Source organism: Streptomyces sp. NPDC000941, assembly GCF_053599555.1.
This window is the reverse complement of the sequence record NZ_JBSFMM010000248.1, coordinates 1-15,986: the sequence shown is the minus strand read 5'-3', so window position 1 is coordinate 15,986 and position 15,986 is coordinate 1. Positions and strand designations below refer to the sequence as shown.

At 70.2% G+C, this 15,986-nt stretch carries 12 protein-coding genes; 9 read left to right on the top strand and 3 right to left on the bottom strand.

The features are described 5' to 3' along the window. Positions 1–119: 119 nt before the first annotated feature. Positions 120–350, bottom strand: a complete 231-nt coding sequence (locus ACWDSL_RS45455) for a hypothetical protein (protein WP_450494592.1) — start codon at positions 348–350, stop codon at positions 120–122. A 23-nt stretch (positions 351–373) separates the two neighbouring features. Beyond that, a complete protein-coding gene (locus ACWDSL_RS45450; RefSeq protein WP_450494590.1) occupies positions 374–649 on the bottom strand; it encodes a hypothetical protein in 276 nt (91 codons plus the stop codon). A 142-nt stretch (positions 650–791) separates the two neighbouring features. Here ACWDSL_RS45450 and ACWDSL_RS45445 point away from each other — a divergent pair, with 142 nt between their 5' ends. The 6 genes from ACWDSL_RS45445 (at position 792) to ACWDSL_RS45420 (ending at position 8,670) form a co-directional block, all read left to right on the top strand. Beyond that, on the top strand, positions 792–2,378 hold the full coding sequence (locus ACWDSL_RS45445) for a N,N-dimethylformamidase beta subunit family domain-containing protein (RefSeq protein ID WP_450494588.1): 1,587 nt from the start codon (positions 792–794) through the stop codon (positions 2,376–2,378). A 152-nt stretch (positions 2,379–2,530) separates the two neighbouring features. Next, positions 2,531–4,120, top strand: coding sequence for a hypothetical protein (locus tag ACWDSL_RS45440; RefSeq protein WP_450494587.1), 1,590 nt, complete (start codon positions 2,531–2,533; stop codon positions 4,118–4,120). Positions 4,121–4,252: 132 nt separating this feature from the next. After that, complete coding sequence (locus ACWDSL_RS45435; RefSeq protein WP_450494585.1) at positions 4,253–4,579, top strand: hypothetical protein; 327 nt, start codon at positions 4,253–4,255, stop codon at positions 4,577–4,579. Between the two features lie 103 nt (positions 4,580–4,682). Next, positions 4,683–7,217, top strand: a complete 2,535-nt coding sequence (locus ACWDSL_RS45430; RefSeq protein ID WP_450494584.1) for a glycosyltransferase — start codon at positions 4,683–4,685, stop codon at positions 7,215–7,217. A gap of 44 nt (positions 7,218–7,261) precedes the next feature. Then, entirely contained in the window at positions 7,262–7,651 is a 390-nt protein-coding gene (locus tag ACWDSL_RS45425) for a hypothetical protein (RefSeq protein ID WP_450494582.1), read from the top strand. After that, complete coding sequence (locus tag ACWDSL_RS45420; protein WP_450494580.1) at positions 7,648–8,670, top strand: glycosyltransferase family 2 protein; 1,023 nt, start codon at positions 7,648–7,650, stop codon at positions 8,668–8,670. The genes ACWDSL_RS45425 and ACWDSL_RS45420 overlap by 4 nt, the downstream gene beginning before the upstream one ends. Positions 8,671–8,737: 67 nt before the next feature. On the opposite strand, the gene ACWDSL_RS45415 is transcribed toward ACWDSL_RS45420, so the two are convergent. After that, a complete protein-coding gene (locus ACWDSL_RS45415) occupies positions 8,738–11,674 on the bottom strand; it encodes a glycoside hydrolase family 48 protein (RefSeq protein WP_450494578.1) in 2,937 nt (978 codons plus the stop codon). A gap of 327 nt (positions 11,675–12,001) precedes the next feature. Between ACWDSL_RS45415 and ACWDSL_RS45410 the strand changes: the two genes are divergently transcribed. From ACWDSL_RS45410 to hemC, 3 genes are all read left to right on the top strand, one after another. Next, positions 12,002–13,117, top strand: a complete 1,116-nt coding sequence (locus ACWDSL_RS45410) for a glycoside hydrolase family 5 protein (protein ID WP_450494576.1) — start codon at positions 12,002–12,004, stop codon at positions 13,115–13,117. Beyond that, the gene (locus ACWDSL_RS45405) at positions 13,114–14,514 is read left to right on the top strand and encodes a glycoside hydrolase family 6 protein (protein WP_450494574.1); all 1,401 of its coding nucleotides are present in this window, start codon (positions 13,114–13,116) and stop codon (positions 14,512–14,514) included. Before ACWDSL_RS45410 ends, ACWDSL_RS45405 begins: the two co-directional genes overlap by 4 nt. Positions 14,515–14,765: 251 nt before the next feature. Then, entirely contained in the window at positions 14,766–15,632 is an 867-nt protein-coding gene (gene hemC / locus ACWDSL_RS45400) for a hydroxymethylbilane synthase (protein WP_450494593.1), read from the top strand. The last annotated feature ends 354 nt before the right edge of the window (positions 15,633–15,986 follow it).

The following is a 15,986-nucleotide window of genomic DNA, read 5'->3' as shown; positions in this document are numbered from 1 at the left end:
GTCACAATGAGGCAAAGGATCTGGTTCGAGTCCCGTTACTCACCCTGCATGACTGAGGGCCTGACCTGCGCAAGCGGGTCAGGCCCTCAGTCATATCGGCAACCGCGTCATCAGCTGCGTCATCCCTCCGGGTCCGGATGTCGTACGACCTGCTTCACCGCGGCCTCGATCTGCCCGCGCGGTGTGCCCGTCTCCTGGGCGTGCGCGGTCACCGCCGCCTGGATCTCGACGGCGGCCTCGTACCAGCGCTTCCATTGCGCCTCGCGCTCGTCGTCGTCGAGCCCGGTGAGCTTGGCGCGCTCGGCGTCCGCGGTCTGCTGGAGGGTGATGAGTCTGTCGGGGATATCCACGCGTTGGATCATAAGTCCGACGCTCAGGATCTCCAGTGGTGGTGGCGGGTCTTGCCGGACAGCCGCCACGACGTCCAGGTGAACTTGTCGCCGCCCACCCAGCGGACGACGTCCGGATCGTCGAGGTCGACGTCCTCCATGCCGATCAGTCGGGCGACCTCGATCACATCCAGGACCGAATGCGCCTTGCCGATCACTTCCCCGGCGACCTCGATCAGACGGAACGGCGGGTCGTTCGGCTGCACCCCGAGCACCACGATCGGCGGCAGGTGGACGCGCGGGCTCTCGCTCTCGGTCATATGTCCACGCTGCGGCCCCCGGCGCGGCTTTGCACCTCGAACCGTCCCGGCCGGCCGTCGCCGGTTCGGCCGCCCTCCGGTCGCCCGGCCCCGGGCGCCCGCTCAGGATGGCCGCGGGGGCACGGCGGCCGGGACGGGTGCGATGGGCGACGAGGCGATACGCGACGACGGACGTGACGGACGCAGCCTCGGGCGCAGGGGCTTCCTCGGGGCGGTGGGGGCCGCCGGGGCGGCGGTGGCCGGGTGCGAATCGTCGGGCGGTGGGGAGCACGGCAGGGCGGCCCGCCCCTCCAAGGCCCTCCAGCGGGCCGTGGACGCCGAGCGGGCCATGCCTGGCAGCGCCGACTGGCGGATCCACTCGGTCGGGCCTCAGGACGCCGTGGAGGGCTATACGGACAAGGTGAGCGTGGTGCCCGGCGAGGGGTTCGGGCTGTATGTGTCGACCACCGCGCCCGGCTTCCGCGTGTCGGCGTACCGGATGGGCTGGTACGGCGGGGCGCAGGCGCGGCTGATCTGGCGGTCGGGCCGGCTGCCCGGCCGCCGGCAGAACCCGCCTGTGCTGATCGACGCCACGCGTACGGTCCAGGCGGACTGGAAGCGCACCGTCCGGGTCCGCACCGAGGGCTGGCCGGAGGGCGCGTATCTGCTCCGGCTGGACGCGGACGACGGCCACCAGCGCTACATCCCCCTGATCGTCCGCTCCGAGAAGGCCGCGGGCCGCACCCTGCTGATGCACGCGGCGGCCACCTGGCAGGCGTACAACACCTGGGGCGGCTTCAGCCTCTACCAGGGCCAGGACGGGGCGTACGGGACGCGCTCGCTGGCCGTCGGCTTCGACCGGCCGTACGACGGCAACGGCGCGGTGAAGTTCCTGGTCTACGCGCGGGCGCTGGTGGCGCTCGCGGAACGGCTCGGCATACCGCTGGCCTACACCACGGGCGTGGACGTGCACCGCGATCCCGGTGTGCTGCACGACGCCGCCGCGGTGGTATCGCTGGGCCACGACGAGTACTGGACCCCGCAGCAGCGCCGGTACGTCACCCACGCCCGCGACACCGGGACCAATGTGGCGTTCCTCGGCGCCAACACCTGCTTCCGCCGGATCAGGCTGGAGCGCGGTCCGGGCGGCGCGGACCGCACGGTGGTCTGCTACAAGACCGCGTACCACGACGACCCGTATCTCGCGAGCCGCCGCGACCTGGTCACCACCGACTTCCGGCAGCCGCCCGCCGCCGACCCCGAGTCCTCGCTGACCGGTGTCTTCTACGAGGGCTACCCGACCGACGCCCCGTACGTCGTGCACGCCCCCGGCCACTGGGTCTTCGCCGGCACCGGGGTCCGGCGGGGCGAGTCCTTCGCCCATCTCGTCGGGGTGGAGTACGACCGGGTGACCCCGGGCGAGCCCACCCCGGAGCCGCTGGAGATCATCGCCCACTCCCCCCTGGTCTGCAACGGCCGGCACAGCCACGCCGACTCCGCGTACTACACCGTCCCGAGCGGGGCGGGCGTGTTCGCCACCGGGACGATGCGCTGGGTCGAAGGGCTCATGGCGGGAACCCACGAGACCGGGCGCAACCACGGCTTGGACGCGCGGACCGGCGCCTTCGTCCGGCGCACCACCGAGAATCTGCTGCGCGCCTTCGCGGCGGGCCCCTGCGCGGAGCACCGGCCGAAGCCCACGGACAACGTGGCCGCCGTGTATCCCGGGGTGTCGCGCGTGCGCGCATGAGGCGTGTTCATTCTCATCCCATCTCCTCGAAACCTCCCGGCCTCCTCCCCAACACCCGTATGGTGCGCGGGACTTGTCAACGGGAGGCTCCCATGCGGAGAACAGGTGACGACCTGGGGTGCGGTAGGGATCGGGAGAAGGAGCGGCGTCCGGTGCGGTCGATCGCAAGGCGCCGGAAGGTCCTCAGATGGGGCCTCCCCTGCTCGAGCGAAGCCGAGAGCTTGGGGAAGGAGCTACTAGGGCGTTTCGGCAACGCCGCGAGCGGCCGTGCCGGGCGTCGCGACGCCGATCCCTATCGCACCCCAGGTCGTAAGGCCCGGCACGGCGCGCTGCGCCGCCGGGCGCCATGGATCGGTACGGCGGTGGCCGCGGCACTCGGGGCCGGCGCGCTGCTGTTCACCAACGCCACATCGCAGGCATCGCAGGCCGCCGTGGCCGACAACCCCGGCGCGCTGAAACCTTTAACCACTTCGGCGGAGTTATCGAAGCTCACGCTCACCCAGCGCAAAGTGGCCGACACCACGATCGCCGAACTCGACCGGCGGCTGCCCAACGTGGGCGTGGACACCGTGCTGGGCAGCGCCAACCACACCATGCCCACCCCCACCTCGAGCCCGGCCTGCCGCGCCTCCGAGAAGGCCGCGCTGCCGGTGCAGCCGAAGGCCACCGCGGCGTACTGCTTCACCACCGGTGACGCGCTGACGCAAAGCTGGCTGCCGCAGTCGGTCACCTCCTCCGGGGACGCGGACGACGACGGCGCCTGGGGAGCGAACAAGGTCATCCTCTCCGGCTGGACGCACAACGACCACCTCTACGACGAGTACCCGGGCGCCGAGCCCGCCGCCGACCGGGGCCTGGCCCGGGTCGCCTTCATCGACGCGAACACACCCGGCGCCTTCAAGTACCGCTGGGTGCTGCTGACCGTGCCCACCGAGGGCGGCGCCAACTTCGCCAAGCTGGGCTCCCACCTGGGCGGCATGGTCTGGTACGGCGACAAGCTCATCGTGACCGCGTCCAACGGCGACGCCGCCCAGAACGCCCTGTACGTGTTCTCGATGAAACACATCCTCCGGGCGACGGTGAACTCCACCGCGATCGGCAAGGTGAGCGGCGGCTACTCGGCCCACGGCTACCAGTACCTGATGCCGGCCATCGGCTCGTACGGCCTGAGCGGAAAGTGCTCCTCGGCCAACGACGACGGCGTCCCCTGCTTCGCGTCCATCTCGCTGGACCGCTCCACCACGCCCCACCGCCTGGTCGCCAATGAGTGGTTCTCCTCGGGCGGGACCCAGCCCGCGCGGCTGTTCCGGTACGGCCTCGGCCCGACGGACGGCCCCATGCCGCTGGCCGTGAACGGCTCCGGGAAGGCCCTGGCCGCCGACGCGTACGAGACCAAGGCGGTGGGCGTCCAGGGCGCGCTGTCGTACCAGGACGGCGCGGGCGGCAAGCGCTGGTACGTGCCCAGCGCCCGGGGCGGGCCCGGGCAACACGGCATCATGTGGCGCCAGGACACCGCCAAGACGACCGCGACGACCTGCTCGGGCACCGACCTGGCCAGTGCCTGCTGGGCCAAGCACTCCGAGTCCATGTCGCTGTGGTGGAGCACCAAGACGGTGTGGTCGGTCACCGAGTGGGCCGCCGACGCCAAGGGGCGCTGGCAGGACCCGACGTCCAGCGGCTGGCAGGACCGGGTCGTCCCCGAACGGGTGCTGTTCGCCGTGCCCTTGTCCTCGCTCGGCTGACCACCACCGACGGGCCGCCGCCCACTGCGCCACGCAGGTGAAACGCCCCGCCGCGGCGAAGCCCGGTCGGGCGAGGGTCGTTAGCCGGATGCGGCCGCGGATGTCCCGTGGCGCGAGCGCGAGGAGAAACGCATGAACTTCGGCAGAACGGTGGCCCTGGTGGCAGCGGCGGCCGGCGCGGTGGTCTTCGGCGGAACCACCGCCGGGGCAACCGGTGGGGACAGCCCCCTCAAGCAGGCCAGCAAGTGCGGTTCCAACCAGGCCCTCAGCTTCGGCGGGCCCCCGCCGAGGCCGGACTGCGTCAACTTCGCGAAGGACATCAGGGATCTGGCGCAGCTGAACAACTGTGACTCCAGCGTCGGGTCGGCCGGGATCGGCGGCAGCGCGGTCTCCAGCAAGCTCGTCGTGGGCTCGCGGTGCGCCAACGTCGCGGTCCCCGCGAAGTCGTCGAAGTCCTAGGCGGCCTTCGAGTAGCCACCGGCGCGCCGAGCGGGGCTCCCCGTGGAGCCCCGCTCGGCGCGCCGGTCAGATGGCGGGCGCGCCGCGTGGACATACTGCGCGGATGGCCGAGAAACATGGCATTCCACATCTGATCCATCAGACCTGGAAGAACAAGGATGTTCCGCATGAGTGGCGGGACTGGTCCGAGTCCTGGCGCCGACACCATCCCGACTGGGAGTACCGGCTGTGGACGGACGCGGACAACCGCGCGTTCCTCGAAGAACACTACGCGTGGTTTCTGCCCGTCTACGACGGCTACCGGGAGCCGATCAAACGGGCCGACGCGATCCGCTACTTCCTCCTCGACCACTTCGGCGGGCTCTACGTCGACATGGACTTCGAGTGTCTGCGCCCGATGACCGAACTCTTCGCCAGGAAGGAGCTCGTCCTCGGTCTCGAACCGGAGGCCCACGTCCAACTGCCGGTGAGCCGCCGCAGCGGTATGCGGCGCATCGTCTGCAACGCGTTCATGGCCTCGCGGCCCGGCCATCCGTTCTGGTCGCATGTGCACCGGCAGTTGGTGGGCGCCCACACCAGGCCCGGCCCGCTGGACGCGACGGGCCCGTTCTTCCTCACGCACGCGGTCGACAGCGCCCCCGAGGGCTGCTCCCCCACGCTCCTGGCGGCCGACACCCTGTATCCCAAGCTGAGCCCGGCCGCCGCGGAGCTGTTCGGGCCGCGGGAGGCCGACCGGGACCGGGCGCATGCCGTGCACCACTGGTCGGGCAGTTGGAACCGGGAGGGCTCCGGGGCTACCGGAACCTCGACCGGCCGTAAGGTCAGCTTCTGGACGAGCCAGGATCTGCAGCCCTGCGCCCACGGCACGGTCGACCTCGACGCACAGCGCCGGCGGTGGGCGGCCGGATCGCCCGCGCCGACGGTGTCCTGTCTGATGGTCACCAAAGCCACCGAGGACCGGCTGCCGCTGGCCAGGCGGGCGATCCGGTGCTTCCTCGCGCAGACCTACACCCGCGCCGAGCTGGTCGTGGTGGACGACGGTACGGACACCGCCCTCGAGGACCACGTACGCGACCTGGCCGACGAGCGGATCCGGCTGCACCGGCTGCCGCCGGAGGGGCGGACGCTGGGCGAGCTGCGCAATATCGCGGTGGACCTGGCCGGCGGGTCGTACGTATGCCAGTGGGACGACGACGACCTGTACGACCCGGAACGGCTCGAAGTGCAGCTGGCGGCGGTCCTCGCGCTGGGCGCCACGGCGTGTTTTCTGGCCCGGGAGCGGCTGTGGTGGCCTGCGCGCCGCAAGCTGGCGATCTCCGGGGTACGGGTGTGGGAGGGCTCCATGCTCTGTGCGAAGGAGGCGCTTCCCCGCTATCCGGAGCAGCGGCGCGGCGAGGACTCCCCGGTCGCGGAGGCCGTGGTGCGCGGCGGACGGACGGTGTCCCTGGACGCGCCCGAGCTGTACACCTATGTGTTCCACGGGGCCAACACCTTCGACGAGCCGCATTTCACCAGCCTCTTCGATGCCGCGACCCAGCTGTGGCCCGCGGGCGGCGCCTACGCGGACCAGGTGTACGCGATGGCGGCGCGGCTGCCTCTCGACCCGGCGGACGTCCTGGAGGCGGAAACCGCCCCGGAAAACACTGCCGCCAACACCACGGAAGACACCGCTCAAGCCACCGCCGACAACACAGCCGACAGCACCGCCGACCCGTCGGCGCGCGTCCCGCACGCGCGACGGACCGCCCCCGCGGACGTACGCGCGGACGTGGCGGACACGGAGGACGCGGCGGAGCACCCCCCGCTGCTCGTCCTCACCCCCGTCAAGGACGCCGCCGCCTTCCTCCCCCGCCACCTCGACAACCTGCGCGCCCTCGACTACCCGCGCCAGGCGCTGTCTCTGGGCCTGTTGGAGGGCGACAGCAGTGACGGCACCTGGCAGGCCCTCCAGGACGCCCTGCCCGCCCTGGAGGCGGACTTCCGGCGAGTCACCCTCGTACGGCGCCACTTCGGCCTCCGGCTCACCGGGCCGCGCTGGGCGCGGGGCGTCCAGCGGCAGCGGCGGTCTGCGCTGGCCATGGCCCGTAACCACCTCCTGTCGTGCGCCCTCGCCGACGAGCGGTGGGTGCTGTGGCTCGACGTCGATGTGACGGAGTGTCCGGCCGATCTCGTCCAGCGGCTGCTCGCCGCGCGTCAGGAGATCGTCGTCCCGCACTGCGTCACCGAGCCCGGCGGGCCCAGCTTCGATCTGAACACCTTCGTCCTGCACCCGGACGCCGACGCCCTGGACTGGGACCGCTGGCTCCGGGACGGAATCCTCCAGCCGCCCAGGGGGTTCGGCCGGAGCTATCTCGACGAGCTGCGCGGCCACGAGATGGTCCGCGTCGACGGGGTCGGCGGTACGGCCCTGCTGGTCCACGCCGATCTGCACCGCGACGGGCTGGTGTTCCCGGCCGTCCCCCACCGGCGGCTCATCGAGACCGAGGGGCTGGCCGCGCTGGCCCAGGACATGGGCGTCGGGTGCTGGGCGCTGCCCGGGGTGGAGGTGGTGCACCCCGCCCATTGGGGTGGTGACCCGCTGAGCCAGGCAGGTGAAGCGGCCGCCGGTGGCGAATCCCCTGACATCGGGCGTCGTTAGCCCGATGTCCGCGGACCTCTGCGGCAAGAAATCAGGAGAATCACATGAACATCGGCAAGACGGCCGCGCTGGTGACAGCGGCGGCCGGGGCGGTGGTCTTCGGTGGGTCGGCCGCCGGGGCGATTCCGGGGGGCAACCCCAACCAGCAGATCAACGACTGCGACTCCACGGGCGGGGTAAGCATCTCCGGGACGGCGGGTAGGTCCAACTGCCTCAACTTCGCGGAGATCTTCGGCGACCCGCACGGCGTGGTGCAGCAGAACCACTGCGACTCCAGCACTGGCACCTCGGCCAACATGACCATCGTCGCCCCTCCCGGCGGCTTCGAGGCGGGCTCGCAGTGCGCCAACATCGCCGTCTCCGCTGCACCGCAATCCAAGGCGGCCCACCGCGGCATGCGCGGACAGGGCGGCTACGGCAACGGGCCCCGATGACCTCGGCACCGTCCGGCCCGGAACGCGGCCCCCTGGAGGCTGGAGCCCTCCCGGGGGCCGCGGCCGACCCGCCCAGCGAGCACGGCCCGGACGACGGGCACGGCTCGCCTCCCGTGGTCTCGGTGGTCATCCCCTGCCACGACTACGGCCACTACCTTCCGCAGGCGGTGCACAGCGTGCTGGCCCAGACCTACCCGGACTGGGAACTCGTCGTGGTCGACGACGGCAGCACCGACGACACCCCGGCGGTGGCCCGGTCGCTGATCGCCGACCACCCAGGCCACCGCATCCGGCTGCTGCGCCAGGCCAACGCGGGGGTCTCGGCCGCCCGTAACGCCGGTATCGCGGCCACCGCCGGCCGCTACGTCCTGCCGCTGGACGCCGACGACGTGATCGCCCCCACCATGCTGGAGCGGACGGTGGCGGTGCTGGACCAAAGGCCGGAGATCGCCATCGTCTCCACCGATGTCTCCGTCTTCACCGACGACGGCCTGCCCGCGCAGGCGCTGGAGCTGCCGGCGTACGACAAGGACCTGCTGCTGCGGCGGCTGATCATGTTCTACTGCTCGCTCTACCGCCGCGAGGTGTGGCGGACGGTGGGCGGCTACGCCGAGGACATGCGTACCGGGGAGGACTGGGACTTCTGGATCGCCTGCGCCGAGCGCGGCTTCACGGCCCATCATCTCCACGAGGCGCTGTTCGGGGCGCGCAACAAGGACGACGGGCTGCATGTGGAGGCGGCCGAGAACGACCTGGCGGTCCGCGCCAGGATCGTGGCGGGCCACCCGGGCATGTTCAAGCCGGTCACCCGGGCCTGGGCGCGGGCCGTACTCGCCCAGGACGAGCGGGGGTGCCTGGCCGACGACCGGGTGCCCGACGACATCCTCACCCGGGCCGCCGACATGGATCAGTTTCTGCGGGTGGTCATGCGGCTCCAGCGCACCGCGCGGCTGCAGCACCGTCATATCCAGCGGCTGGAGCGGGCCCTGGCCGAACGGGAGATCCCGCTGCCCGTCTGAGCGCCGGCGAGGGCGGGGCTCCGGAGGGGAGCCCCGCCCGTTGTGCGTGTGGGGGGTGCTGATGGCGCTACTCGAAGAGATCCGCGTACGACCCCATCGCCAGCGCGATATCCGCCTGGGCCCAGAACCGGTGGTACGTGAAGCTCGGGACCGCCCCGCCCTTCAGATACGCCTCGACCTTGGACCAAGCCGGGTCGTTCTTGTAGAAGGACCGGATCGACATGAAGGTGGAGCTGGAGTCGACCTTGTCACCGTTCGGCATGGTGCCGGTCCAGCCGCTGGGCACATAGACCGGGTCGTCGAAGCGGTTGTAGTCGGCCCGGGTCTCGGGGACCGCGATGCCCAGGGAGTCCTGGTAGTTGTTCCACATGCCGTCAAGCAGCGCCTTCGCGGTGTCCCTGGCCTGGGTGTCGCCCGCCTTGGCGGCGTAGTAGGACAGGGTCTTGGCGTACGCGGCCGTCACGCCGACGTCGTTGGTGTAGTCGGCGACGGTGACGTGCAGGCTCGCGTTGGCGCCGGGGCTGGAGGCGTTCCAGGTGTCCGGCTGGCCGGACCACTGGAGGGTGGAGGGGATCCGGTAGGTGCCGTCCGGGTTGATCGTGGTCTTGGACAGCGCCCACTTGACCCACTTGTCCAGGACCGTCTTGGCGGAGGCGTCACCGGTGCGGTTGTAGTACTCCGCGACGCGCTCCATGGACCAGGCCTGGAAGCCGAACCACTGGTTGGACGGCGGGTCGTGGTAGACCGGCTTCTCGTCGTAGTACATGCCATAGAAGGTGGACGCCCCCGACGGCGGTGTGGCGTAGCGGCCCTGCCAGCTGTTGGTGGCGCCGCCCGCGATGGCGCCCTCGCTGGACTGCAGCCAGCGGTAGAACTCCAGCTGCCGCTTGAGGCTGGTCGACCAGTCGGCCGCGCCGGTGGCCGACTTCGGCTTCAGATCGGCGTAGTTGGCCAGCGCCCAGGCCGCCATGGGGTTCTGGTAGCCGCCGTGGGCGTGGCTGGAGCCGATGCGCCAGGCCCAGCCCGCTGAGGTGTCGGTGGCGCCGCCCCAGGCGTAGTACCAGGACAGCAGGTAGTGGGAGCTGTTCTTGCCGCTGCCCGCCGCGCAGCCGGTCTCACCGACGCAGTTGCCGATCTTCTTGAAGTACTTGTCGTACATCGCGTAGCGCAGGTAGTCGCCCATCTTGGCGGCCTTGGCCACATTGCCCGACACCTGGCTGCCCTTGCCCTGCGCCTTGGCCCACTCGGCGGCCCAGTAGGCGGCCTGGACCACGCGGGCGTCGGCGTCCGGCGCGTTGGTGAACTTCCACTGCTTGGCGTACGAGGCGTCTCCGGTGAACAGGTCCAGATAGCCGTTCTTGCCGCCGTACTTGAAGCCGTCGCAGGTGGGCTGGGTCACGGTCTCCCAGACCGACTCCTGGGGCCCGCGCTGGAAGGTGTTGACATAGCTCGGTCCGGTGTCGCTCGGCCCCGCCTCGCATTTGCCGGGGGAGTTGCCGTAGCCGTAGACGTTGTCGACGTCCTGGATCCAGTGCATGCCATAGATGTCATCGGTGCCGTACGCGCTCTTCAGCTCGGCGGCGATGGGGTCGTTGCCGACCGGGACATTGCCGTTGAGCTGCGCGGGGTACTGGGAGGGCAGATCCCACTCGGGCGCGTAGGTGGCCGGTTTGGAGGCGTTGTAGAAGCTGTTGGTCGGCTGGTCGGCGTGGGTGGGGATCATGTACTTCTCCATGGTGTCCCACGCGCTGTTGAACTTGGACCAGTCGCCGGTGACCTTGCCGTACATCGCCTGCAGCCAGATCAGATAGCTGTACGCCTCGGAGGTCGTCTCATGGCCGTGGTCGGGGGCCTCGACGATCAGGGTCTCCACCGAGTGGTACGGGATGCCCTCGGGCGAGAAGTAGCCGGCCCCCGGAGCGGTGATCTTGTTGTAGAGATCCAGGAAGCGGGCGTCGTACGCCTTGGAGGCGGCCAGCTGGGTGACGGTGACCTCGGCCTTGGTGTGGCCGGTGGCGGTGGCGGTGAAGGTCGCCGTGCCGGTGCCGCTGTTCGCGGCGGAGACGGTCACCTGCTGGGCGGTGTCCCAGTTGGCTGGCGTGAAGGTGAGGGTGGCGCCCGAGGAGACGGTCAGGCCGGTGACGCCCGAGGTGCGGGCGACGGAGACCGTGACGTTGGCGGCCGGCTTGGTGGACAGCTTCAGCCCAAACGTACCGGTCTTGCCCTGCTGCACCCCGAGCTGGGCGGGGCCGGCGACGAGCGCGGGCCCGGCCGCCACGCGGATGCCGACGGGGGTGGACTCGGCGGACGCGCCCTGGCTGTCATAGGCCTTGGCGTAGAGCGAGTAGTCGCCCGCGGGCACATCGGCGTAGTCGAAGGTGAACGGGGAGGCGGTGTCGGTGCCGAGGAGCTTGGTGTCGCTGTAGAACTCCACCTTGGTGACGGTCGCGCCGTCGGCGGCCGCGGCGGTGGCGGCCAGCGGGACGGTGCCGCCGGAGCTGAAGGTCGCGCCGGGGGCCGGGCTGGTCAGCACGGCGATGGGCGGCTGGTGGGCGCCCGTGCAGCTGATGCCGTTGACGGCGAAGGTGGTGGGCGCGGTGTTGGTGCCGCTGTAGCTGAACTGGGCGCCGGTCGTCACATTGCCGCCCGCCGCGATCTTCGCGTTGTGGGTGGCGTTCTTGACGGTGACGGTCTTGCCGGACTGGGTCCAGGTGCCGTTCCAGCCGTTGGCCAGCTTCTGGTCGCCCGCGTAGTCGTACGACAGGGTCCAGCCGTCGATGGCGTCCGCGCCGGGGTTGGAGATGGTGAGCTCGGCGGTGAAGCCCGAACCCCAGTCGTTCGTCTTGTAGTCGACACCGCACTGGACGGCGGCGGCATGCGCGGGGGCCGCGCCGCCGGCGGCGGTCATGGCCACCGGGAGCGAGAGGGCGGCGGCCAGGGCGGTCACCAGTTGTCTCGTCCTCGGCCGCCGCGTCCCCGGAAGTCGCGTCTTCGGCCGTCTCATCGCCAGTCGGCGGATGAATGGTCGTGCCCCGGATAACGGCGAGCCTCGCTGTAGGCGCATCGGGGAAGTCCTCCTCGCGGGTCCGTGCGGGTGGGGGGCAGTGCGAACCAGTGGGAGCGCTCCCAAGGTTCGGGCGGACCTGATGAGGTGTCAAGACTTTGAACAAGATGCACCTCTCGAACGTGTTCGACTGATAAATCTGTGAACGCCTCTGTTGACATGTGCGACACAGGCGTTACGGTCACTTCAACCAGTGGGAGCGGTTCCAGCAGTCAGCGCCACCTTCGGGTCACACCGGGAGGCGCCTGGACTTCGAGGAGTCGCTCCATGCGAGCACCACCGCGCCTTTATGCCTTGGCGGCTACCGCGGCACTGACCCTCGCCGCCGCTCTGCTCCCCGTCGCTCATGCGTCGGGTGCGGTCGCCGCAGCACCGCCGAAGCTGCACGCCTCGGGCAACAAGCTGGTCGACGAGAACGGAGCCACCCGCAGACTGCTCGGCGTCAACCGCTCCGGCGGCGAGTTCATGTGCGTCCAGGGACGCGGCATCTTCGACGGCCCGGTCGACGACGCGTCCATCAAGGCCATCGCGGACTGGAAGGTGAACGCCGTCCGCGTCCCGCTCAACGAGGAGTGCTGGCTCGGTCTGTCGCATATCAACGCGGCCTACCGGGGCGCCAACTACATCAATGCGGTCAAGGACTTCGTGGCCCGGCTCGAAGCCCATGGCATCACCCCGATCGTCGAGCTGCACTGGACCCACGGCAAGTACACGGGCGGCGACAACCACTGCCCCGACACCGAGTACGCCACCTGCCAGAAGCCGATGCCGAACGCGCAGTACACCCCGGCCTTCTGGAGCTCGGTCGCCCAGACCTTCAAGGGCGACCAGGCCGTGGTGTTCGACCTGTTCAACGAGCCGTTCCCGGACCGCGCCACCACCGACCTGACGGCGGCGTGGGCCTGCTGGCGCGACGGCGGGAAATGCCCCGGCATCGACTTCGAGGTGGCCGGGATGCAGGACCTGCTGGACGCGGTACGAGGCGCCGGCGCCAAGAACCTCGTCCTGATCCCGGGAGTCGCCTACTCCAACGACATGCGCCAATGGCTGACACACAAGCCGAGCGACCCGGCGGGCAATCTCGCGGCCGCCTGGCACACCTACAACTTCAACACCTGCTCCAACGAGAGCTGCTGGAACGAGCAACTGGCCCCCGTCATCGGCCAGGTGCCCTTCGTGGCAGGTGAGATCGGCGAGAACACCTGCTCACACGGCTATATCGACCGGGTCATGGCCTGGCTCGACGCCAAGGGCGCCTCGTATCTGGGCTGGACCTGGAACACCTGGGACTGCTCCTCCGGCCCCTCCTTGATCAGCGATTTCAACGGCACGCCGACCGGCTTCGGCGTGGGCCTCCGTGATCACCTGAAGGGATTGTCATGAGCCGCACAACCTCACCCCCCACCCGCCACCGCAGGGCCGCCGCACTGGCCGGCTCCGCGCTGCTGGCCGCCACCGCGCTGACCGTCTCCTCCCTGAGCGGCACCGCCGCCGCCCAGGCCGAGGGCACCAGAGCGGCCGCCGCCAAGGTGGACAACCCGTACGCGGGCGCCAAGGTCTATGTGAACCCCGACTGGTCCGCGAAGGCCGCCGCCGAGTCCGGCGGCAGCAAGATCTCCAACCAGCCGACCGGCGTCTGGATGGACCGCATCGCCGCCATCAACGGCACCACCGGCGCCCGCGGTCTGCGCTCCCACCTGGACACGGCGCTGACTCAGTCGGGCGGCAGCCCCATGGTCGTCCAGCTGGTCATCTACGACCTGCCCGGCCGCGACTGCGCCGCGCTGGCGTCCAACGGCGAGCTCGGCCCGAACGACATCGACAAGTACAAGACCCAGTTCATCGACCCGATCGCGTCGATCCTCTCGGAGTCGAAGTACGCCAACTCCAATCTGCGGATCGTCACCACGATCGAGATCGACTCGCTGCCCAACCTGGTCACCAACACCAACGGGCGCCCCACCGCGACCCCGCAGTGCGACACCATGAAGAACAACGGCAACTACGTGAAGGGCGTCGGCTACGCCCTGAACAAGCTGGGCGCCGTCGGCAACGTCTACAACTACATAGACGCCGGCCACCACGGCTGGATCGGCTGGGACGACAACTTCAACGCCACCGCCCAGGTCCTCAAGCAGGCCGCGACCGCCGAGGGCAGCACGGTCGACAAGGTGGCCGGGATCATCGTCAACACGGCCAACTACAGCGTGCTGAAAGAGAACAACTACACCATCAACGACAGCGTCAACGGCAAGTCCGTGCGCGAGTCGAAGTGGGTGGACTGGAACCGCTACGTCGACGAGCAGTCCTTCGCCCAGGCCTTCCGCCAGGAGCTGGTGAACGTCGGACTCCCGTCCAACATCGGCGCCCTGATCGACACCTCCCGCAACGGCTGGGGCGGCTCGGCCCGTCCGTCCGGCCCCGGCGCGAAGACGGACGTGGACACCTACGTCAACGGCGGGCGCTACGACCGCCGGATCCACATCGGCAACTGGTGCAACCAGTCCGGCGCCGGCCTCGGCGAGCGGCCCAAGGCGGCACCCGCGGCCGGGATCGACGCGTACGTATGGATGAAGCCCCCGGGCGAGTCCGACGGCTCCAGCTCCTCGATCCCGAACGACGAGGGCAAGGGCTTCGACCAGATGTGCGACCCGTCGTACACGGGCAACCCGCGCAACGGCAACAACAAGTCCGGCGCGCTGCCGAACTCGCCCCTGTCGGGCCACTGGTTCTCGGCCCAGTTCCAGGAGCTGCTGAAGAACGCGTACCCCGCGCTCTGACCCGTAAGGCCAGCACCCACTAGAACCGCACCAGGCACCCGAACCCGACGGGGCCGGCGGAGCGCGAATGCGCGTCCACCGGCCCCGTCGGCATGCACTTTGCCAACAATCCGTCGGAAACGCACGCTTCCCGCACAAGTAGGATCGAGCGTCAACGGTCGTGCCCACGCGAGGAGTTGAGCCGAATGAGCGACGTGGTACGAATCGGCTCCAGGGCAAGCAAGCTGGCCAGAACGCAGGTCACATAGTGGCTGACGCCCATCGCCGAGCAGTTTCCCGACGTCCGCTTCAAGCGGGAGGTCGTCCTCGAAGGCGGCGATCAGGACCGCGTCACGGCCACCCTCGCCGAAGTGGCGAAGACCACCGGCGGGTCCGCGTTCTCCACCAATCAGGAACAGGCTCTGCTCACCGGCAGAGTCGATGTGATCGTGCAGTCTCTCAAGGACCTACCCACAACGGTCTGCGAGGGCACGACCCTGCTGGCACCCCCGGGCCCCCGCGAGGACGTTCGGGACGTGCTGTGCGGAGCCACCCTCGACACCCTCCCCCAGGGCGCCCGGGTAGGGACGGGAGCCCCACGCCGCATCGCCCAACTCCTCGCGCTCCGCCCGGACCTGGAACTCGTCCCCATTCGCGGCAACGTACCCGGACGGTTGGCCCACACCACCAAGGGCGGCCTCCACGCGGTCGTTCTGGCCGCGGCGGGGTTGAACCGGCTCGGCCTGATGCCCGAGGTCCACCAGATTCTGGACCCGGCCGTCTGCCCCCCGTCCCCCGGACAGGGCGCGCTGGGCATCCAGGTCCGCACCACCTCCCCGGCCGCCCGGCTCCTGGCCGGAACCGGAGACCCGCAGGTCGATGCATGCGTCCGCGCCGAACGCGCCTTGCTGGCCGAACTTCACGGAGGCTGCTCCGTGCCCGTCGGGGCATGGGGCAGGATCGGCCCCGACGGCCTGCTGCAGCTGAACGCCGCCGTGACCTCGCTTGACGGAACCACGCAGGTCACGGCGGCCGACAGTGGACCGGTGGATGACCCCGAGAAGCTCGGCTACTGCATCGCCGCCGATCTCCTCGCCCAGGGCGCGGCGGACATCCTGGCCAAGATCAGAAAGCCCTGAACTCACGGGGTGCGAGTGCGCTCCGCTGCGCGTTGGCTGCGCCTATGCAGCGTCTCGCGGCATTCGGCTCGGGCGGGTGCGGGTTTCGTCTCGGACCCTCCGGGTCCAAAGCGGCAGCAGCGGGAGGGAAGGGGGCGGCCGACCCTGCGCCCCGGTCCCTCGGCCCGGCAGGCGGCTGAGCTCAAAGAGGCTCCGCTGCGCTCCGCCGCAGCTGCTGCCGCGCGGTGGCCAAGCCGGTCAGTCCAGCGGTGCGCTGGATCGGGGCTCGGGAGCGCGACGGATGGGCGAGCACCGGCAGCCAGGACCGCCTCTCCACCCACCTGCTCTCAGAAAACCACTTGATGCGGTACTTGA

Coding starts and splice junctions, on each gene's coding strand:
- ACWDSL_RS45420 (WP_450494580.1), top strand. CDS start 7,648: ATGACCTCGGCACCGTCCGGCCCGGAACGCGGCCCCCTGGAGGCTGGA.
- ACWDSL_RS45415 (WP_450494578.1), bottom strand. CDS start 11,674: ATGAGACGGCCGAAGACGCGACTTCCGGGGACGCGGCGGCCGAGGACG.
- ACWDSL_RS45410 (WP_450494576.1), top strand. CDS start 12,002: ATGCGAGCACCACCGCGCCTTTATGCCTTGGCGGCTACCGCGGCACTG.
- ACWDSL_RS45405 (WP_450494574.1), top strand. CDS start 13,114: ATGAGCCGCACAACCTCACCCCCCACCCGCCACCGCAGGGCCGCCGCA.
- ACWDSL_RS45425 (WP_450494582.1), top strand. CDS start 7,262: ATGAACATCGGCAAGACGGCCGCGCTGGTGACAGCGGCGGCCGGGGCG.
- ACWDSL_RS45435 (WP_450494585.1), top strand. CDS start 4,253: ATGAACTTCGGCAGAACGGTGGCCCTGGTGGCAGCGGCGGCCGGCGCG.
- ACWDSL_RS45450 (WP_450494590.1), bottom strand. CDS start 649: ATGACCGAGAGCGAGAGCCCGCGCGTCCACCTGCCGCCGATCGTGGTG.
- ACWDSL_RS45445 (WP_450494588.1), top strand. CDS start 792: ATGGGCGACGAGGCGATACGCGACGACGGACGTGACGGACGCAGCCTC.
- ACWDSL_RS45430 (WP_450494584.1), top strand. CDS start 4,683: ATGGCCGAGAAACATGGCATTCCACATCTGATCCATCAGACCTGGAAG.